General features: G+C 40.5%; 22 protein-coding genes. All 22 read right to left on the reverse strand.

Annotation, left to right across the window (positions count from 1 at the left end; translation table 11 throughout):
* Positions 1-14: 14 nt before the first annotated feature.
* Complete coding sequence (gene mscL, locus G413_RS0104485) at positions 15-428, reverse strand: large conductance mechanosensitive channel protein MscL (RefSeq protein ID WP_022789737.1); 414 nt, start codon at positions 426-428, stop codon at positions 15-17.
* A 71-nt stretch (positions 429-499) separates the two neighbouring features.
* A complete protein-coding gene (locus G413_RS0104490) occupies positions 500-1492 on the reverse strand; it encodes a dipeptidase (protein WP_022789738.1) in 993 nt (330 codons plus the stop codon).
* Positions 1479-2309 (reverse strand): HAD-IIB family hydrolase, encoded by an 831-nt coding sequence (locus tag G413_RS0104495; protein ID WP_022789739.1) that lies wholly within the window; start codon positions 2307-2309, stop codon positions 1479-1481. Before G413_RS0104495 ends, G413_RS0104490 begins: the two co-directional genes overlap by 14 nt.
* A gap of 79 nt (positions 2310-2388) precedes the next feature.
* The gene (locus G413_RS0104500) at positions 2389-2910 is read right to left on the reverse strand and encodes a DUF4256 domain-containing protein (protein WP_022789740.1); all 522 of its coding nucleotides are present in this window, start codon (positions 2908-2910) and stop codon (positions 2389-2391) included.
* Positions 2911-3001: 91 nt separating this feature from the next.
* On the reverse strand, positions 3002-4021 hold the full coding sequence (locus G413_RS0104505) for a DUF7309 domain-containing protein (RefSeq protein ID WP_022789741.1): 1020 nt from the start codon (positions 4019-4021) through the stop codon (positions 3002-3004).
* A 74-nt stretch (positions 4022-4095) separates the two neighbouring features.
* Entirely contained in the window at positions 4096-5409 is a 1314-nt protein-coding gene (eno, locus tag G413_RS0104510; protein WP_022789742.1) for a phosphopyruvate hydratase, read from the reverse strand.
* A 66-nt stretch (positions 5410-5475) separates the two neighbouring features.
* A complete protein-coding gene (locus G413_RS0104515) occupies positions 5476-7560 on the reverse strand; it encodes a peptidase U32 family protein (protein WP_022789743.1) in 2085 nt (694 codons plus the stop codon).
* A gap of 39 nt (positions 7561-7599) precedes the next feature.
* Positions 7600-7968: a metal-dependent transcriptional regulator gene (locus G413_RS0104520; protein WP_022789744.1), complete on the reverse strand. Its 369-nt coding sequence runs from the start codon at positions 7966-7968 to the stop codon at positions 7600-7602.
* Between the two features lie 325 nt (positions 7969-8293).
* Positions 8294-8935 (reverse strand): CBS and ACT domain-containing protein, encoded by a 642-nt coding sequence (locus tag G413_RS0104530; protein ID WP_022789745.1) that lies wholly within the window; start codon positions 8933-8935, stop codon positions 8294-8296.
* A gap of 4 nt (positions 8936-8939) precedes the next feature.
* Positions 8940-9644 carry an ABC transporter ATP-binding protein gene (locus G413_RS0104535; RefSeq protein WP_027969049.1) on the reverse strand — a complete coding sequence of 235 codons (705 nt, stop codon included), beginning with the start codon at positions 9642-9644 and terminating at the stop codon, positions 8940-8942.
* Between the two features lie 7 nt (positions 9645-9651).
* Positions 9652-10431, reverse strand: coding sequence for an ABC transporter ATP-binding protein (locus tag G413_RS0104540; RefSeq protein WP_022789747.1), 780 nt, complete (start codon positions 10429-10431; stop codon positions 9652-9654).
* Positions 10431-11384, reverse strand: a complete 954-nt coding sequence (locus G413_RS0104545; RefSeq protein WP_022789748.1) for a branched-chain amino acid ABC transporter permease — start codon at positions 11382-11384, stop codon at positions 10431-10433. The genes G413_RS0104540 and G413_RS0104545 overlap by 1 nt, the downstream gene beginning before the upstream one ends.
* 3 nt (positions 11385-11387) lie before the next feature.
* On the reverse strand, positions 11388-12266 hold the full coding sequence (locus G413_RS0104550; protein WP_022789749.1) for a branched-chain amino acid ABC transporter permease: 879 nt from the start codon (positions 12264-12266) through the stop codon (positions 11388-11390).
* 58 nt (positions 12267-12324) lie between these two features.
* Positions 12325-13503: an ABC transporter substrate-binding protein gene (locus G413_RS0104555; RefSeq protein WP_022789750.1), complete on the reverse strand. Its 1179-nt coding sequence runs from the start codon at positions 13501-13503 to the stop codon at positions 12325-12327.
* Positions 13504-13644: 141 nt separating this feature from the next.
* A complete protein-coding gene (locus tag G413_RS0104560; RefSeq protein ID WP_022789751.1) occupies positions 13645-14292 on the reverse strand; it encodes a site-2 protease family protein in 648 nt (215 codons plus the stop codon).
* 2 nt (positions 14293-14294) lie between these two features.
* The gene (gene ychF, locus G413_RS0104565; RefSeq protein ID WP_022789752.1) at positions 14295-15398 is read right to left on the reverse strand and encodes a redox-regulated ATPase YchF; all 1104 of its coding nucleotides are present in this window, start codon (positions 15396-15398) and stop codon (positions 14295-14297) included.
* Positions 15399-15400: 2 nt separating this feature from the next.
* Entirely contained in the window at positions 15401-15601 is a 201-nt protein-coding gene (locus G413_RS0104570) for a DUF951 domain-containing protein (protein ID WP_022789753.1), read from the reverse strand.
* Positions 15594-16454 (reverse strand): bifunctional methylenetetrahydrofolate dehydrogenase/methenyltetrahydrofolate cyclohydrolase FolD, encoded by an 861-nt coding sequence (gene folD, locus G413_RS0104575; protein ID WP_022789754.1) that lies wholly within the window; start codon positions 16452-16454, stop codon positions 15594-15596. Before folD ends, G413_RS0104570 begins: the two co-directional genes overlap by 8 nt.
* Positions 16454-16900, reverse strand: coding sequence for a D-aminoacyl-tRNA deacylase (gene dtd / locus G413_RS0104580; RefSeq protein ID WP_022789755.1), 447 nt, complete (start codon positions 16898-16900; stop codon positions 16454-16456). The genes folD and dtd overlap by 1 nt, the downstream gene beginning before the upstream one ends.
* Positions 16900-17373, reverse strand: coding sequence for a 2-C-methyl-D-erythritol 2,4-cyclodiphosphate synthase (gene ispF, locus G413_RS0104585; protein ID WP_022789756.1), 474 nt, complete (start codon positions 17371-17373; stop codon positions 16900-16902). Before ispF ends, dtd begins: the two co-directional genes overlap by 1 nt.
* Positions 17374-17443: 70 nt before the next feature.
* Complete coding sequence (locus tag G413_RS0104590) at positions 17444-18481, reverse strand: NlpC/P60 family protein (RefSeq protein WP_022789757.1); 1038 nt, start codon at positions 18479-18481, stop codon at positions 17444-17446.
* A 101-nt stretch (positions 18482-18582) separates the two neighbouring features.
* Complete coding sequence (tpiA, locus tag G413_RS0104595) at positions 18583-19329, reverse strand: triose-phosphate isomerase (RefSeq protein WP_022789758.1); 747 nt, start codon at positions 19327-19329, stop codon at positions 18583-18585.
* Position 19330: the final 1 nt, after the last annotated feature.

Consider the following 19330-nt stretch of genomic DNA (forward strand, 5'->3'; position numbering starts at 1 on the left):
GGATACACATTTTTTTACGCTTCTAATTGTGAAGTACAATGAGGACAGCGAGTGGCTTCAATACTGATCTCACTTTTACAGTAAGGACACACCTTAGTTGTAGCCGCTTCTTCTATTTCCTCTTCTTTTTTCAATTTAGAGGTTGCTCTGTTCATAGCTTTTACCATACAGAAAACAATCAAAGCCATGATCAAGAAATTGATCACAGCAGTAATAAACTTACCATAAGCAATCTCAACGCTTCCCAAAGTTAGGACATAAGCCTTAAAATCTAAGCCGCCAAACAATCCAAGTATCGGTGATATAATATCATCTGACAAGCTTGTTACAATCGCTGTAAACGCACCACCAATGATAATACCAACCGCCATATCTAAGACATTTCCACGATTGATAAAATCACGAAACTCATTCATAAAACTCTTCATATATTTTTCTCCTTACAACGCCTCATTGTAACGGAAATCTATATTTGAACTCAAGCACTTTGACAGAAAGATTACTTTAAAACTTCTTTATAAACTCGTAATACATTTTTATAAAAGATCTTTTCAATCTCTTCCTGCGTAAGTCCATGTTCTGACAGAGCCTGCGCCAATTTATTCATACAGGAAGCATCCGGTATTTCCAAGTCCGCGTGGATACCATCAAAATCCGTACCGAGTCCGATGCAATCAATGCCGGCAATCTCTTTGATGTAAAGAATATGACGTATCATCGCTTCAATGCGGCTTGGACCGTTTGGAATCGCATGCTCTTCTAAAAAATCACCACAGAAATTAATCCCCATAACACCGCCTCGAGCATGCATTGCCCGAATCATATCATCGCTTAAATTACGAGCTACCGGACAAATACTTCTGGCATTGGAATGAGAAGCTACAAAAGGCTTTGTCGTGTATTTTAACACATCATAAAAACCGGCATCGTTTAAATGACTGACATCAACGATCATACCTAAATGCTCCATTTCCCGAATATACTGAATACCAAAATCCGTTAAGCCATGGATGGTATCAATCTGTTGGAGCGAACTGGCCTGCTTATAGTCTGTAAAGTCATCCAAAGAAAAGTTTGGATATCCGATCCCGTTAGGATAGTTCCATGTTAACGCAATCATACGTACACCTAAACGATAATAATTTCTAAGCATAGAAAGATCGTTAAAGACAACACCACCATCTTCTAAGGTCAACAAAGCTGATATTTTTGAAGCTTTTTCATTTTTCTCAATATCTTCATAACAAAGTACCGGTGCGATATAATCTTTATTCTTTTCAATTTCTTTCCAGAAAACATCCATCAGACGCATTGTTTGTTTTTCCGGAATGGATAAAACCTTCTGATCGGTAAACAACGCAAAGTTTTGAAGCAAATAATCTCCTTTTTTCATCTTCTGAATATCAATGCTTAAATCATTTTGAAACAATCCCTTTTCTGGGTGATTTAAAAGTTCCAAAATTGTATCGCAATGCATATCAATGACTTTCATAGGTTTCCTCCAACAACCGATCTAACCAAATCAGGCAGCCATCTTCATAACAGGAAGGAACGATCATATCGGCCACTTCTTTACATTCTTCTTTGGCATTTTCCAAAGTACATCCCAAGGCTGCCAGGCGTATGCTTTCGACATCACTATATCCATCACCAATGACAGTCACCTGATCCCAGCCTGCATGTAAACTCTTCAACAATTTCTCTAATGCTCCCTGTTTAGAAACTTCTTTGTGCAAAACATCGTATAGAGTCGGTGTACTGCGGATGACTTGAAAGTCCGTATGTTGTCCAATTTCTGGTTCAAGAGCATCCATAACCGTTTCCAATTCTTCCGGTTTTGCCGCAACCGAGCATTTTACTACCTCTGCTTTTAAATATCGTGTAGGGTGCATTGTTGTAATATAATCAATATCACAGTTTTTCTGATCCAGTTCAAATCCCAAACGCATTTGACTGCATATCACAGCTTCTGGCTGCGTAAACCCGATTCCGATATTGTGTTTTTCCATAAGTTGCCAGAGCCACAACACTTGATCAGAATCCATTTTTGTGCAATCGATCACTTGTTTTGTCCGCATATCATACACATGAGAACCATTCGAAGAAATCAAATAACCCCCAAAAGTATCCATTCCAATCTGCAGTGCTAACGGATACACGCCTTGAAAAACACGCGCGCTGTTGAGTATCACCGTATTTCCCTTTTCCTGCAGGGCAATCAGCTTTTCCTGAACCGCCTTTGATACATACAAGCCATCGCTGGGCGGCATCAAAGAACCATCTAAATCACATACGATCCATCGTTTCATACTATCCCTCGCTTCTTGTAGATTCATTATACAAAAAAAGTCACTCTGTGAGAATGACTTTTCAGATACACGAAGAAACCTACTTCGTCTTTAATACGACTTTGGCACGATAGCCGTGACTGGAATAATAAGAATCCGCTCCATTGCAGTAGATAAAAGTTCTTCCATAACGTTTACTGCCAAATAATGCACCGCCTTGTTTACGCATCAAATCTTCTGTTTTGATCCAGCTTGAAGTCTTTAAATCCAAGTCTTCCATCGACTGCAGCCATACATACTCCGCTTCATTCAACAAAACAAGTTTCTTTTCCTGTGCATCTTCCATCACACTGGAACTCGGTGCATTTTGTTTTCTTTTCAATCGAGCTTCTTTGTCATAACATAAACTTCTTCTTTTCGGACTTTCCTTTGAAAAGTCACAAATACAAAGCTGGCCCTCCAACACAACAACATCAGGTTCTCCCTTTGTCTCTTCCATATAAGAAACAACTTCTAATAGTTCTTGGGTCAGCAAACTCTCTACATCTTCCCATCGTATCGAAGAATGACGTTGTTTATGCGCATCAAAGCGTTCTTTTAAAATACATTTCATCCCGTCCATGATGATCCTCCTTGATGCCATTGTACCAAGGCCAAGCCCTAAACCCTACTCATATACTCCACAAAAAAAGCAACTGTAACCAGTTGCCTGTTTAAATCGTTTGTTGAATATCTTGATAAATATCATCTAATTCCTGCAGCGGATCATTGACGATCTCAATCTGCAGTTGTTCACAAAGATATTCCATGCCAATCAGAATGCGCGGATTGCGCGCATATAACTTTTTAGGAATCCCATACTTTTCAATGATATGAAAGAAAATAGAAACCACTGTTTCCATTTCATCATGATCCAAAGTCAAAACATCACCCGCCAGAATGAAATCTTCTTTTAAGTCATAGGCTAAGACCAATAAGGGATTGATAGGGCGATCATAATCCGGATCATCAATGGGAGTAAAAAGATAATTCAAATCCATGACAAGCTCCATATCCGTTCTTTCATACCCTTTAAATTCCTCCAATACAGAATCCTCAACTTTTATGGTCAGAAACCGTGGAAGCGTATTGGGCACTGGCAATGGATAGATCGTCAAGGAAGGCTCTTCTCCTTCCTGATCAGAATCCCAGCCTGCCATTAAAAGCTCACCGTTTTCAAAATCAGGAAGATATTCTTGATCTTCCATCACCATATCAACAACCTTATTTAAAACCTCCATGATTTTCCTACATTGTACGACCTCATCTCGATTTAAAGTAACCGGCACATAACGCGGTTCAAAAGAATAAAAGTATGTCCAGTCATTCGCACCTTGGTAGTTAAGGCCCAGATCCTGAATCAATTTTCTCTGTTCCGGTTCGATTTCTGATACATCTCCATAATAACAAGTCATACAAGTAATATCACCCATGATGTATGTTGTCGGAGCCGAGTATTGATACGAATACATGATCATACATAGATCAGAATACCCATCCATTCCATAATACATCGTTATCCCTGGGCAGTTTCCCTGTCGCCCCATAATACTGCAAAAATATGGTTCTCTTTTTCCTTCCAGCTGTACGGCAATCAGATCAATATCTTCAAAGATCGTCCACGGCTTTTTTTTCTTTAATTCATCGGCTTCTTTATACAGTTGTCTCCATTGTTCCAGTGTTGCCTGTTGCATAAACATTCTCCTTATTTTCTACTATTATGAAGGAAAACCGATAAAAAGAAAAGACCCCTTACGGGGTCATGATCTTATTTATACAAATTGTAGAAAGATTTCTTACCTTTGTACTGAGCGATAGAAGTAGCTCCACGCTGATTCAATTCATCTTCAATACGCATCAAACGGTTATATTTAGCGATACGGTCTGTACGAGATAATGAACCTGTCTTGATCTGTCCTGCATTGAATCCAACAGCGATATCAGCAATTGTAGAGTCTTCTGTTTCTCCGGAACGGTGAGATACTACACAAGTGTAGTTATGTTTCTTAGCTAATTCCATAGCATCAAAAGTTTCTGTCAAAGTACCGATCTGGTTAACTTTGATTAAGATCGCATTGGCGATACCTTTTTCGATACCTTCCTGTAAGATAGAAGGGTTTGTAACAAACAAGTCGTCACCAACCAACTGAACTTTGTCACCAAGACGATCTGTCAGTTTCTTCCATCCATCCCAGTCACGTTCACCAAGTCCGTCTTCGATAGAGATGATTGGATATTTTTCGATCCATTCAGCATACATATCGATCATTTCATCACTTGTCTTAGTTCCCTGACCAGATTTCTTCAATTCATACAATCCAGTTTCATGGTTGTGGAATTCACTGGCGGCAACGTCCATCGCAATGCACATATCTTCACCAGGTTTATATCCGGCAGCCTGCATAGCTTCTACTAACAATTCCAGTGGTTCTTCGTTTCCATCTTTACAGCTTGGAGCGAATCCACCTTCATCACCTACGTTAGTGTTGTATCCTTTGTCTTTTAATACTTTCTTTAACGCATGGAATGTTTCAGCAGCCATACGAATCGCTTCTTTTTCAGAAGTAGCCCCTACAGGCATGATCATGAATTCCTGGAAATCAACTGTAGAATCTGCATGACTACCACCGTTGATTACGTTGCACATAGGCACTGGCATAGTCTTCGCATTAAATCCGCCGAAGTAGTTGTACAATGGCATACCATAGAAATCAGCAGCTGCCAAAGCACAAGCCATAGATACACCTAATGTAGCGTTAGCACCCAAATTTTTCTTGAATGGAGTTCCATCCAGATCTAACATTGTTTTATCAATCAGAACCTGATCACGGCAATCCATACCGATTACCTTTGGTGCGATAATGTTGTTAACGTTGTTTACAGCTTTTGTTGTTCCTTTTCCTAAGTAACGAGTTTTGTCACCGTCACGTAATTCTAATGCTTCTCTTTCTCCTGTACTTGCTCCACTTGGAACCATGGCGCGTCCATAAGCACCAGATTCAGTAGTTACTTCTACTTCTACTGTTGGGTTACCACGAGAGTCTAATACTTCACGAGCATATACATCAACAATAATAGGCATATATTAAGTTCCTCCTTTGCCTTAAGCTACAAAAATAATACCACTTTAGCGCCTCAGATTCAATATCTACTCCTGTACTCTAGCCTGAAATTCCTTGAGAATTTTTACTTTTTTTAACGCATCTTCCCGCAAGAAGAACAAGTGAAAATTCTGGATGCCCAGCTTCTTATAATACGCTATTTTATCCAGCCCATTCCAAGCTTCTTTTTCAAAAATACACATATGACATTTTGCATTTCCCTCTAAAAAATACTCTTTTTGATCTTTTCCTTTTAGGCAGAACGTATGCGTATGACATAAAGTACAATTCTTTCTTTGTCCATCCCTTAAAGCCGTATTGATGACACAATGATTCATGATCATCAACCTTCTTTTTCCATAGACATAACTCATGACCGGTGCGTCAAAACCATATCGTTTCTTAAATCCTGTAAGCATCGCTTTCAGATCTGCATCCTTACATTCCAAAGACAATTCCACACAGGAAAATCCCAGCTTTAAAAGACAAGCAATCGCATAGGAGTTTGTGACATTGTAGCGTAAATCCGCTAACCCTTCCATCGATGAATGGATATGTTCCTGTATCCAATGTTTCCCTTGCACTTGGTGAGGTGTTATTGGAACATCATACATTTTTTCCACGATTGGACTTGTCTTTGTCTTTTCTTTATAGAAAGCCTCAATGGCCTGATTACGAATATGATTCAATGCGCCCAGGGGAAAGAAGAAAGGAGCATCCAATGCAAAATGAAAGGACTGAATTTCTAAAAAGCTATCGTTTGTTTTTGAAAACTGACGTTTTAAAATATCCGGACCACAAGGTTTGTTCCTGGCAACATCAGCCACCTCTTCACTGCGCCACGTAATCAAACAATCACCTTCAGACAAGGTACATTCCAAAGGATATCCGGGTCCTTTACAAGCTAAATGACAAGAAACCTGCACTTTTCGTTGTTTTTTTTCGATCGTTTGCTCAATTTCTTTTTGAAGCGTTGTATCAATCGTCTTTAAAACCTTGGTTTTTACGGGAATACGCTCTTGCATGTTGATCTCTACAATTTGACCGGATTTTGCCTGAGCAATCAGCTTTCCCTGTGTATCATAGAGATAATTTAAACGAAAACCCATAGAACCATTCTTCCATACCAGCCGAATACCGTCATTTTGATGTAAAGAGTCCTGCAGCTTGATACGTACTCGTTTTCCTTTCTGCGCGATCACATGACCAATCAAAACACCCTGATGATTGCTGGTTTTCGTATTCATCAAGGCATTGCCTCGCTGATCATAAAGATGACCTTTCGTAAATCCTCGATTAAATGTTACCTGCAGCTCTTTCTGTTCTTTTTTACCCAGTGTTTTTCCATGCAGTACATCATAGACCTGATGCACACATTCAAACACATATTCTTTGGATTTCATACGGCCTTCAATCTTGATGGAACAAACACCAAGTTCTTCTAATTCTTTGACCTGCTCAATCAATGATAAATCCTTAGGGCTTAAAAAATATTGTTCTTTTTCCTGAATCAACTTTCCATCCTGATAAAGTTTATATGGCATGCGACAAGGCTGTGCACACATACCGCGGTTTCCGCTTCTGTCATATTCAATCGAACTAAACAGACATTGCCCGCTGTAACAAATACAGATAGCGCCATGGACAAAAACTTCCACTTCCATTCCTGTCTGAACCGCTGCTTTGACCTGTTCTAAACTGCACTCTCTTGCCAGTACAACGCGTTTAACCCCTAATGTTTTTAATTGTTCTATCTGCTCAACCTGCGTTACAGAAAGCTGAGTAGAAGCATGCACAACGAGTTCCGGCAATCTTTCATGCAGAAGATGAATCAATCCTAAATCCTGAACAATCAAAGCATCTACTCCCATTTCATGAAGACGTTTGGCCTGTTGATAAGCTTGTTCAATTTCCTCTTCAAACAATAAAGTGTTCATAGTCACATGCACTTTAATATTCAAACTATGACAACGTGCCAATACCTCTTTCATTTGCTCCCAGGTAAAATTGTTCGCATAAGCCCTGGCTCCAAATGAAGGAAGCGCGCAATATATCGCATCACATCCAGCCTGAATGGCAGCTTCCAAAACTTCCATACTGCCAACCGGCGCTAATATTTCTATTCTTTTCATGTTAATAGTATATATAAAGAAAAGTCATGTTTCCATGACTTACTTCTTATTTTCATAATAATTTTGAATCGCATCAAATGTTTCCTGGGAAATCACATGTTCCATGCGGCAGGCATCATTTTCGGCAATTGTTTTTGGCACACCGATTTCTTCCAGCATTTCCCGAAAAAAGCGATGTCTGCGATACGTTTCTGTTGCGATCCGATTCCCGGCATCTGTCAAATATAAAAATTTATTTTCGTCTAAATGAAGATATCCATCTTTTTCCAAAAGTTTGACCGCATGCGATACACTTGGCTTAGAGAACCCCAAATAGCTGGCTACATCTACACTGCGAACATGATCGATTTTTTCACTTAATACCAGTATTGATTCCAGGTAATCTTCCAAAGATTCGCCTAATTCCATAGTTCTCACCTCTTCTATGCCATTTTAATAGTTTGCACCACTTCTGTCAAACAGATTGCCATTTGTTTTCCACGCCAAGCAAACCGTTGAAATCCTTGTTTTTATTTTTTCCTTTCTTCATAGATTCGATGAGCATTAAAAAGGATAGATTTATGCATCCCCTACATCATGAGTCATTCCGATAAATCCAAACCAGGAAATAAATATAGTGAATAATTTTTGACTAGATGGTATAGAAAACAGTGCTTTATGCAAGACAAATAAAAAGGCTTAACACCTGATTAAGCCTTTCCATTACAAAATATTTAATTTGCTCATTTCACAGCTAGTTCTTGTATGTTTCCAATACCTGATATCCATGTTCTTCTAAAGCCTGGATCAGGTTTTTAGGATCCTCCACATCGCATCGTACAACCATGTTGGCGATACCATCCTTAAATGAGTAAACCCCAATATGTGAAATATTTACCTTTTGTTGAACAAAAATATCTGATAATTTCCCGATGGCACCCAATTCATCTTTGACCGCAATCGTAATACGAGTTCCTTTATCCTCCCATCCAAGTACACTTAAGAAACATCCAAATACATCATTCTGGGTAACAATTCCCACCACATTGTTCTTTTCGTCTGTAATGGGGATACACCCAATATCGTGTGTACGCATCGTTTCAGCACAGGATTCCATTAACTCTTCTTCATTCATAGAAATTACATTCTTGACCATAACAGTGTTGACTGTCGTTTTGGACAACAAATAATTTAGTTCATAAATACTTAATGAAGTGGCCGATGAATGCGATGTCGCAATCATGCCTTCTGTAATCAAACCCACCAGCTTCTGGTTTTCCACAACCGGAACACGATGAATGCCATGTTCTTTCATCAATTCCAGCACCTCTGAAATCGTGGCATCTTTTTCTGTACAAATGACATCTTTTGTCATGTAATCTTTGACTTTAAACATCTTTTTATCCTCCCAGATATGCTTTTTGGATCTCCGGACTTTCCGCTAATTCCTTACCGGTTCCGCTTAATACGACTTTTCCCGTTTCCAGTACATAAGCACGATGTGCAATTGACAAAGCCATCTTAGCGTTTTGTTCGACTAATAACACGGTCGTTCCCTGTTTATTGATTTCTTCGATGATCGAAAAGATCTCTTTGACAAGGATCGGTGCCAATCCCATACTTGGCTCATCCAACAATAAAAGTTTTGGTTTTGCCATTAGAGCACGTCCCATAGCCAGCATCTGTTGTTCCCCACCGGATAAAGTAGAAGCATCCTGGTTGATTCGCTCTTTCAGAATAGGAAACTGTGCATAAACTTTTTCCAGGTCTTGTTGGATTCCTTTTTTATCCTTACGTAAGAAAGCTCCCATCATCAAATTTTCATAAACGCTCAAACCGGTAAAGATACGTCTTCCTTCCGGAACTTGTGTCAATCCTTTTTGTACGATGAATTTTGGATTCTTCTTAAAAATCGACTCACCTAAAAATAGTATATCACCGCTGGTCTTCTTTTTGATACCACTAATGCTTTGCAACATCGTTGTTTTTCCGGCACCGTTGGCTCCAATCAAAGAAACAATCTCTCCTTCATTCACTTCCAGATTGATTCCCTTCAATGCCTCGATCACTCCATAGTGCACATGAAGATCTTTTACTTCCAGCATCGCCATATTAGATTTCCTCCCCTAAATAAGCCTTAATGACAAATTCATTGTTTCGGATTTCTTCCGGATTTCCATTGGCAATCAGCTTTCCGTAATCCAGAACGTAAATTCTTTCACAGATCTTCATAACCAAAGACATATCATGTTCAATCAGGATAATTGTTAGATTGTATTTATCACGAATACGATAAATCAAATTTGTCAGTTCAGCGGTTTCCTGTGGGTTCATACCGGCGGCCGGCTCATCCAAAAACAAAATCTTCGGTTGAATCGCAAGGGCACGGGCAATCTCCAAACGGCGCTGCTCTCCATAAGGAAGATTGGTGGCCTGTTCATTACGTTTTCCATACAATCCAACTTCTTTTAACAGCTCACAGGCTTTTTCTTCTACCCATTTTTCTTCACTATAATAAGAAGGTAAGCGCAAAATGGCTGCTAAGGTTCCATAACGAATATTTTTATGCATCGCAACCTTTACATTTTCCAAAACCGTCATTGTCTTAAACAATCGAATATTCTGGAAAGTTCGGGCAATTCCATAAGCTGTGATCTTATAAGGTTTTAATCCACCCAATTGAATTTTCTTACCATCTTCATTGAATTCGATCAAACCACTGCTTGGTTCATATACTCCGGTCAATAAGTTGAATAACGTAGTCTTTCCGGCACCATTGGGGCCAATCAAACCAATCAGCTCCCCCTGGTTGATCTGCATAGATACATTAGATACGGCACAAAGCCCTCCAAAGTTTTTGGTCAGATTTTTAATTTGAAGAATTGGTTCCATTAGCGATTCCCCTTTCTTTTCTGAAACAGCTTTTTAAAGGAGAACTCTTTAGTTCCCAATAAACCAGACGGCTTGAAGATCATGATAATGACTAAAGCCAAACCATAGATGATCATACGAATATCGGAAAAGTTTTGTAGGATCATATTTAAGATTCCGATAGCAGCTGCTGCGATCACACTGGAAGTCATCGATCCCATACCACCGAATACGACCATGACCAAAATATCAATAGAACGGTTAAAGGTAAACTGTGTCGGGTTGATGACATAGAAGTTGCAGGCAAATAACGCACCGGCCATACTGGCCAATATAGCACCAATCACAAACGCAATGACCTTATAGCGAGTCGTATTGATTCCCATGGCTTCCGAAGCAATTTCATCTTCACGAATGGAAAGACAGGCACGCCCCGGCGCACTACGGGTAAAGTTGCACACAACGACCAATGCGATGACAACGCCGATAATCAATAAAGGCCAAGTAGTTAAACGAGGAATCCCGCTCAATCCGGCAGCTCCATTGGTGATTTTCATATTTTGTACGATGATACGAATGATTTCGGCAAACCCTAAGGTCGCAATGGCCAGATAATCACCTTTTAATCGCAATGTTGGTATAGAAACGATCAACGCCACGATCGCAGAAATCACAAATCCAACCAATAAGCCTAAGAAAAGGCCGCCCAGATTCGGCATCATTTTCGTAACAATTCCGGCACTGTACGCACCGATACACATAAAGCCGGCATGTCCCAAGGAAAACTGACCACAAATACCGATAACAAGGTTTAAAGAAACCGCCAAAATGATATTAATACAGATATTGTAAAGAGTAATTTGATAGTAAGAGTTGATGATCCCCGCATTCATTAATACACTGCACACCAGAAAGATCACAATGGCACTGGCAAGCCAAGCAATATTTTCTTTGTTCAATAACTGTTTCGGCATGAATTACACCTTCTCTCTCTGGTTTTTTCCTAACAAACCATCTGGTTTGATGATCAAAATCAGGATCAAAATCAAATATACGATCGCGTCACGATATAACGAGCTTCCATAAGCGACAACCATCGTTTCAGCAATTCCGATAAACAGTCCACCGATCATGGCGCCCGGCACACTTCCAATTCCACCGAAAACAGCGGCAATAAATGCTTTTAAACCTGGAACCATTCCCATTAACGGATCGATCGAATTATAATAAATACCAACTAATATACCGGCAACACCAGCCAAAGAACTTCCCAAAAGGAAGGTAAAGGAAATCGTAGTGTCCACATTGATTCCCATCAGTTTGGCCGCATCCTCATCAACACTGACCGCACGCATGGCACGTCCCATCTTTGTCTTTTTGATAATCAGCTGTAAGGCAATCATCAAAACGATCGTAATCGTAAAGATATATACCTGCTGCATGGAAATCGTAACCGGTCCTAAACTAAAGGAAACATTACTTAAAAGAGTCGGATACGTCTTAACTTCACTTCCCATAACATATTGTGTCGTATATTCCAGCACATAGCTGACACCGATGGCGGTAATCAAAGCCGCAATACGAGTCGCATGTCGCAAAGGCTTATACGCGATTCGTTCAATCAGAACACCTAAAATTCCGCAAACCACCATACTGGCGATCATCGCCGGGAAAAAGCTGAAACCAAAATAGGTCGTTGTGATAAAGGCCACATAGGCCCCCAACATATAAATATCTCCATGGGCGAAGTTGATCAGTTTGATGATTCCGTAAACCATGGTATATCCAAGGGCTATCAAAGCATAGATGGAACCCAAAGACAGACCATTGATAACTTGTTGTAAAAACTGGCTCATAGTTTCTCTCCTTCTACTAGAAAAAAAGGGGAAGTTTGCTTCCCCTGATACATCTGGATTACTGTTCTACTTCGACTTCAGTAGCCGCTGTCTGTACACCATTTTCCAGTTCAACGATCATAACCGTCTTGATTGGAGAATGTGTATCATCAAATGTGAACGATCCGGTAATTCCAGAGAATTCAATACCTTCCAATGTATTTTTCAATTCTTCACCTGTTGCACCAGCTTCCTCAAGGGCTTGTAAAGCAAGATTTGCCGAGTCATAAGCTAATGCAGAGAACATATTTGGTGCTTCACCATATTCTTCGGTATAAGAATCAATGAAGTTTGTCAATTCATCACCGGCATTCAGTGTTGTATAACATGTTGTGTAGTAAGTGTTATTCAGATTTTCAGCACCAGCTAACTGAGAAAGAACTTCCGATTCGAATCCATCTGCACCAACGATTGGTGTATCGATTCCCATATCACGAGCCTGCTTGATGATCAAACCAGCTTCCTGATAATATCCGGCAATGTACAGAACATCAAAATCTTTTGATTTCATGTCTGTTAAAATAGATGCGAAATCTGTATCACCAGCGTTATAACTCTTTTCTGCTACGATTTCTCCACCTTTCTCGGTAAAGTCTTCTTTAAAGGTTTCTGCCAATCCCTGACCATAATCACTAACCTGATTGATAATAGCTGCTTTCTTTACACCTAAAGTATCATAAGCATATTGAGCCATGGCGGCACCCTGATAAGAATCCTCGAAACATACACGGAATGCATATGGATATGTTTCTCCATTGTCATTGGTTGTCGCATCGATCTGTGTAGCTGATGGCGAAATAACCGGAACGGCATTGTCGCTGGCTACCTGGTATGTCGCAATGGATGTACCGCTGGTTGCAGGTCCGATAAGAACAGAAGCGCCATCTTCGGTAATCAAACGTGTGGCAGCTGTTGTACTTTCAGCGTTGTCTCCTTTGTTGTCCTGTTCGGCAATTTCAATTTTATATTTGGCATCATCACTGGCATTGTATTGATCAATGGCAAGTTTTGCCCCGTTATACTCGGCAGTACCATAGCTTGCGGTATCTCCACTTAACTCAAAGTTCAATCCAATCGTTACTGTATCGCCATCTGCCAATGTCTTTCCGGCACCGGCTCCTCCACCAGAACTACATCCGGCTAATAATCCTACGGCTAAAGCTGAGGATGTAAAGACTTTGAAAACTCTTCCCTTCATATCTCTTCCTCCTAAACAATAATTATGAATATGTTTATATTCTAAACACATTCTCACATATTTTCAAGCAGTTTGTGAAAATATTTTGAAAATAAGAAAAAATATATGAAAAAAGTTTCAAACCCAATAAAAATACTGGGATCATAGTCCCAGTATCATAGAAGAAATATTGATAAAGAATTGAAGGATGTTATTCTGTAACATCGCCAATGGTACATTTAACACATTCATATAGATCAACAAAATCAACACCAACATAAAGAACGGAGATCCTTCAATAAATCGATAATATTGATCATCGGGTAAAAACGCAAACAAGATCTTCGATCCATCCAATGGCGGAACCGGAATCAGGTTAAAAAGACCAAATCCGATATTTAATGTCGCCGATGTTGATAAAGTAGACATGATAAAGGTTCCAATACCAGTCAATGCGAATTGCGGAGTGAGCCGAAAGATTAAAAAGTATATAAGAATGCATACAAAGGCTAATAAAAAGTTGGCAAATGGACCGGCAAAGCTGGTCCAGATAATACCGGTCTTTCGATCTTTATAGTAACTGGCATCAATAGGTACCGGTTTGGCCCATCCAAAATGAAACAACAACAAGCACAATACCCCCAGCCAATCTACATGGGCAAACGGGTTTAATGAGATTCTTCCCTGCATTTTGGCCGTAGGATCACCCAGCCAATACGATACCAGACCATGTGCCATTTCATGAATGGACATAGCCAATACGACCGCAATAACTAAAGACAACAAGCCTTCCAAATCTATATTAAACATAATTATACATTAAACCGGAAGTGCATGACATCCCCATCCTGCACGACATAATCCTTTCCTTCCAATCGAAGCTTGCCGGCTTCCTTGATCGCATGCTCACTGCCCAGCTCATCCATATCGCTAAAGGCATAAACTTCAGCGCGAATAAAGCCTTTTTTAAAGTCTGTGTGAATCACACCGGCACAATCCGGTGCCTTCATTCCTTTTTTAAAGGTCCAGGCACGGCATTCATCTTCACCGGCTGTCAGGAAAGTACAAAGATTCAAGATATGGTATGCTTTCTGAATCAGCGTATCCAGACCACTGGTTGAAATTCCTAATTCTTCTAAGAAAGCGGCTCTTTCGTCTGGTTCCAATCCGCTCAGTTCTTCTTCCATTTTGGCACATAAGCTTACAACTTCGCTGTTTTCCTGCGCTGCATATTCTTTTACCTTTTGATAATACGCATTGGATTCTGGATCCATGGCTCCTTCTTCATCCAGGTTGCAGACATAGATGACCGGTTTTGCCGTCAGCAGGTTATACATCTTCATCAACACCTGCTCATCTTCTGTTAATTCTAAAGAACGAACGGGCTTCCCTTCTTCCAGACATGGCTTTAACTTGGCCAAAAGTTCCATTTCCATCTTAGCTTCTTTATCTGAAGTTGTCTTGGCTTTACGCTCCACTTTCGCAATACGATTTTCGATTGTCTGCAAGTCCGCCAGCGTTAATTCCAAATTGATGATTTCAATATCCCGAATAGGATCGATGGAATTTTCCACATGCGTGATATTCGGATCATCAAAACAACGTACAACCTGACAAATCGCATCCGTTAAACGAATATTGGATAAGAACTGATTCCCTAAGCCTTCGCCTTTGGAAGCACCTTTGACCAGACCGGCGATATCTGTAAACTCGAAGGTCGTATAGATCGTTTTTTTCGGATGAAAGATCTCTACTAAACGATCGACTCTTTTATCCGGTACTTCAACCACGCCCACATTGGGCTGTATTGTCGCAAACGGATAATTGGCAGCCTCCACCTGACTCTTGGTAATGGCATTAAATAAAGTTGATTTTCCGACATTGGGTAAACCCACGATTCCTGCAGTTAATGACATTTTTATTCACTTCCTTTCGATACGACCCGTTTTAGTTTCTTTTCAAACTTACTACGGGGCATCAGCACACTGGCTCCACATCCTAAACATTTAATTCGAATATCCGCACCCATGCGGATGATCTTCCATTGTTTAGATTTATGGCATGGGTGTTCTTTTTTCATTTCAATAATATCATTTAAATCATACTCTTTTTCATCCATAGATTTTCTCATGCTCCTTATACGCTTTCAATGTGTTCTTTAATAACATACATACGGTCATCGGCCCTACACCTTTGGGCACCGGAGTAATCGCTTTGGCCTTTTCTTTAATCGCTTCAAAATCCACATCTCCGCACAATTTATCATCTTCCATGCGATTGATACCAACATCAATCACAACAGCTCCTTCTTTAATGTAATCTGCTGTTATCTTCTTTGGTTTACCAATAGCCGCAATCAAGATATCAGCCTGTTGACACAGTGCTTTTAAATCAGCGGTTCGCGAATGAGCCATTGTGACTGTCGCATTTTGTTTCTGCAACAATAAAGATAATGGCTTGCCGACAAGATTACTGCGGCCAATCACAACCGCGTTTAACCCACTCAAATCCGTATAACCAACTGAAGCCAACATCTCCATGACTCCTAATGGTGTGCAGGGCACAAAGCCATCTCTGCCTGTCAAAAGCTTACCGGCATTCACAGGATGGAGTCCATCCACATCTTTGTCCGGTGAAATCGCATCAACAACACTGACTTCATCTAAATGAGAAGGTAACGGCAGCTGCACCAAGATTCCATCCACCTGTGGATCTTCGTTTAGTCTTTGCACTTCATTCAACAACTCTTGCTGCGTTGTTGAATGGGGCATGCGAATGGTTCGATTTTCCATGCCTATGGATGTGCAGGCATTGGCCTTACTTTTGACATAACTTTGACTGGCCGGGTTATCTCCCACCAGAATCACACTTAAGACCGGCAGTCGTCTTCCATCCTTTTGCAGCTTTTCGATTTCTTGTTTTAATTCTCCTTTTATTTTTTGTGATAACTCACTTCCATAAATGATTTCCATTACAATTCCTCGCTATCTAATACGATGGTAACCGGTCCATCATTACACAATTCGATCTGCATATCAGCACCAAATACACCCGTTTCCACATATAACCCATTATTTCTTAATTCTTCATTAAAATAATCGTATAAGGGAATGGCCAGGTCCGGTTTGGCCGCATCCGTAAAGCCCGGACGATTTCCTTTTTTACAGGAGGCATATAAAGTGAATTGAGAGATAGATAAAATCGAGCCTTGTATATCTTGAATAGATCGATTCATCTTTCCCTGTTCATCAGAAAATATACGAAGACCACATATTTTCTTAACAACCTTATCCACAATCGCTTTCGTATCGGTATGTGTAAACCCTACAAGGATACAAAAACCCTGATGAATTTGTCCGCTGATCTCTTGATCAATCGTACATTTCGCATACTTTGCTCGTTGAATCACAGCCCTCATTACACTTCCTCCAAAAGACAGACCGAAATAGCCGCTGCCCCTTCTTCCTGGCCAATAAAGCCCATTTTTTCACCTCTTGTTGCTTTAATGGATATTTGATCCAGACGGCAATGAAGGACTTTGGCAATATTATCTCGCATCTTTTCAATATACGGCGCCAGTTTGGGTCTTTCCATCACAATGGTCGCATCCACATTGCCGACTTTATACCCCTTTTGTACCATCATTTCATAAACACAAGTACAGAGCTGTAAACTGTCAGCCCCTTTATATCTCGCATCGGTATCTGGAAAATGTTTTCCTAAATCACCTAAACTTAAAGCGCCTAAGATACTCTCCATAATCGCATGTGTTAACACATCCGCATCCGAATGTCCGTCTAATCCCTTTTCGTGTGCAATAGAAACACCACCTATAATCAGCGGTCTCCCTTGTTTGAGTTGATGTACATCAATCGATTGTCCTATACGCATGTTATCACCCTAACTAACAGAATCCATTATACAAAAAAAGACCTGACTTTAAAAGTCAGGTTCTAAACAATTATCGGGTTACCTGAATAAACTGAGGAGCACCTCCACCGCCATTATAAACGCTGGAGATAATGGTCTTGCTGGTACCATCTGATGTCCAGAAGTTACCATGCACACACAGTCCGTTTCCGATATAAATCGCAATATGGTCAACCCCACGACCACCATTGTTGTAATAAACTAAGTTACCAGCCTGCGGTGTATCTGTGTAATATCCATACATAATGTATTGATCTGGCCATAACTGCATCGCATCACTGACACCGGCTAAAGCCAATGCCTGCTGTACAACCTGTGTACACTGCTGTCCATCCGTTACACCAACCAATGTTTGTGCAGCTGCCGCAATACGTGCGTTCAAATCAGCATAAGCCCCTGTTGTATCGCCCGATCCCGGTGTTGTAGTATCCTGGGCCGGAGGTGTTACTGGCTGCGATGGTGTTTCTTCTACCGGTGTACTTGGCGTTTCTTCCACTGCCGGCGGCGTTGTTGTAGTATCCTGAGCCGGAGGTGTTACCGGCTGAGATGGTGCTTCCTGTGCCGGATCGCTAGGTGTTTGATCAACCACTGGTGTTGTTGTATCCACAGGTGGTGTCTGCACAGTTGTATCTTCAGTATAAGTTGGCTGTGATACGTCCGCTGTTGTATCTTCCACTACAGTTACACTTTCCTGTACTGCAGCCTGTTCCTGCGCGGCTTTTTCTTCAGCTTCTTTCTGTGCATCTACTGCTTTTACTTCTTCTGTAACAACTTCTTTAGTAACAGTTGATACATTTTTCTGCACCGACTGCGATACATCTTGTGATACAGTGGCAACAGTGGCCTGCTGTGTTGTTTCTTCATCCACTTCGCCGCTTTCATCGAAATAATAGCTTTTTCCTTCGATTTCCTGCCATCCAATAGCTACGGTTGCATCTGTATTAATATAACGGTCACCGTGCCAGCCAGGTTCTGTTTCCATCGCATATACGGCTGCTACAACCGGAAAACAGCTTGCGACACAAAGAACGGCTGCCACTTTTTTACCATGCTCTTCAATATAATTCATAGAATAACCCCCTTAGTTAATCCAATAGTTACCATAAATTTATCATAAAAAAAGAGGGCATTCAACCCTCTTTTTAAACAATCTGTTATACTTTTTAACAATTACTTTGTTTTTTCGATGATTTCTATGAAAGAATCTGCTTTTAAACTGGCTCCACCAATCAAAGCACCATCGATATCCGGACAAGCCATATATTCAACGATGTTTCCTGGTTTTACACTTCCTCCATACTGTACGCGTACAGAATCCGCAGCTTCCTGACCATACATAACTTTAACCTGATCACGAACGATGGCACAGCAGTTTTGCGCATCTTCTTTAGTGGCTGATTTTCCAGTACCGATCGCCCAGATTGGCTCATAAGCAATTACCATGTTAGCCACATCTTTGGCATCCAAATCAGCAATAGATCCTGTTAACTGATCACGAATAACTTTTTCTGTTTCACCGGCATCGTATTGTGCTTCGGTTTCACCGATACAAAGAATTGGTGTCATTCCGGCAGCAATCAGACGTTTTGCCTTTTTGTTGACTGTTTCATCCGTATCACCAAACATCTGACGACGTTCACTGTGTCCGATGATACAGTATTTAATTCCTAATTCTTCCAACATAGGAACACTGACTTCTCCAGTGAAAGCTCCACTGTCTTCAAAGTGGCAGTTTTCAGCAGCAACGATCAAGTTTTTGGCATTGTCGGCAGCCGTTCTTAAATCAGTAAACGGACAACCGATTCCATATGTTGCGTTTTCACTTGCGGCAGCAGCATCTACTTCCTTGAAGAAAGCTTCTGTCTCCGCATTGTTTTTGTTCATTTTCCAGTTTCCAACAATAATTGGTTTTCTCATT

It is taken from the genome of Faecalicoccus pleomorphus DSM 20574, assembly GCF_000420345.1.
GTDB classification, from domain to species: domain Bacteria; phylum Bacillota_I; class Bacilli_A; order Erysipelotrichales; family Erysipelotrichaceae; genus Faecalicoccus; species Faecalicoccus pleomorphus.

Coding starts and splice junctions, on each gene's coding strand:
- G413_RS0104555 (WP_022789750.1), bottom strand. CDS start 13,503: ATGAAGGGAAGAGTTTTCAAAGTCTTTACATCCTCAGCTTTAGCCGTA.
- G413_RS0104540 (WP_022789747.1), bottom strand. CDS start 10,431: ATGGAACCAATTCTTCAAATTAAAAATCTGACCAAAAACTTTGGAGGG.
- G413_RS0104515 (WP_022789743.1), bottom strand. CDS start 7,560: ATGAAAAGAATAGAAATATTAGCGCCGGTTGGCAGTATGGAAGTTTTG.
- G413_RS0104535 (WP_027969049.1), bottom strand. CDS start 9,644: ATGCTGGAAGTAAAAGATCTTCATGTGCACTATGGAGTGATCGAGGCA.
- G413_RS0104590 (WP_022789757.1), bottom strand. CDS start 18,481: ATGAATTATATTGAAGAGCATGGTAAAAAAGTGGCAGCCGTTCTTTGT.
- mscL (WP_022789737.1), bottom strand. CDS start 428: ATGAAGAGTTTTATGAATGAGTTTCGTGATTTTATCAATCGTGGAAAT.
- eno (WP_022789742.1), bottom strand. CDS start 5,409: ATGCCTATTATTGTTGATGTATATGCTCGTGAAGTATTAGACTCTCGT.
- G413_RS0104570 (WP_022789753.1), bottom strand. CDS start 15,601: ATGGATGAAAAAGAGTATGATTTAAATGATATTATTGAAATGAAAAAA.
- G413_RS0104545 (WP_022789748.1), bottom strand. CDS start 11,384: ATGCCGAAACAGTTATTGAACAAAGAAAATATTGCTTGGCTTGCCAGT.
- G413_RS0104500 (WP_022789740.1), bottom strand. CDS start 2,910: ATGGACGGGATGAAATGTATTTTAAAAGAACGCTTTGATGCGCATAAA.
- G413_RS0104495 (WP_022789739.1), bottom strand. CDS start 2,309: ATGAAACGATGGATCGTATGTGATTTAGATGGTTCTTTGATGCCGCCC.
- dtd (WP_022789755.1), bottom strand. CDS start 16,900: ATGAGGGCTGTGATTCAACGAGCAAAGTATGCGAAATGTACGATTGAT.
- G413_RS0104505 (WP_022789741.1), bottom strand. CDS start 4,021: ATGCAACAGGCAACACTGGAACAATGGAGACAACTGTATAAAGAAGCC.
- G413_RS0104550 (WP_022789749.1), bottom strand. CDS start 12,266: ATGAGCCAGTTTTTACAACAAGTTATCAATGGTCTGTCTTTGGGTTCC.
- ispF (WP_022789756.1), bottom strand. CDS start 17,373: ATGCGTATAGGACAATCGATTGATGTACATCAACTCAAACAAGGGAGA.
- ychF (WP_022789752.1), bottom strand. CDS start 15,398: ATGTCATTAACTGCAGGAATCGTGGGTTTACCCAATGTCGGAAAATCA.
- G413_RS0104530 (WP_022789745.1), bottom strand. CDS start 8,935: ATGTTTAAAGTCAAAGATTACATGACAAAAGATGTCATTTGTACAGAA.
- tpiA (WP_022789758.1), bottom strand. CDS start 19,329: ATGAGAAAACCAATTATTGTTGGAAACTGGAAAATGAACAAAAACAAT.
- folD (WP_022789754.1), bottom strand. CDS start 16,454: ATGGAAATCATTTATGGAAGTGAGTTATCACAAAAAATAAAAGGAGAA.
- G413_RS0104560 (WP_022789751.1), bottom strand. CDS start 14,292: ATGTTTAATATAGATTTGGAAGGCTTGTTGTCTTTAGTTATTGCGGTC.
- G413_RS0104490 (WP_022789738.1), bottom strand. CDS start 1,492: ATGAAAGTCATTGATATGCATTGCGATACAATTTTGGAACTTTTAAAT.
- G413_RS0104520 (WP_022789744.1), bottom strand. CDS start 7,968: ATGGAATTAGGCGAATCTTTGGAAGATTACCTGGAATCAATACTGGTA.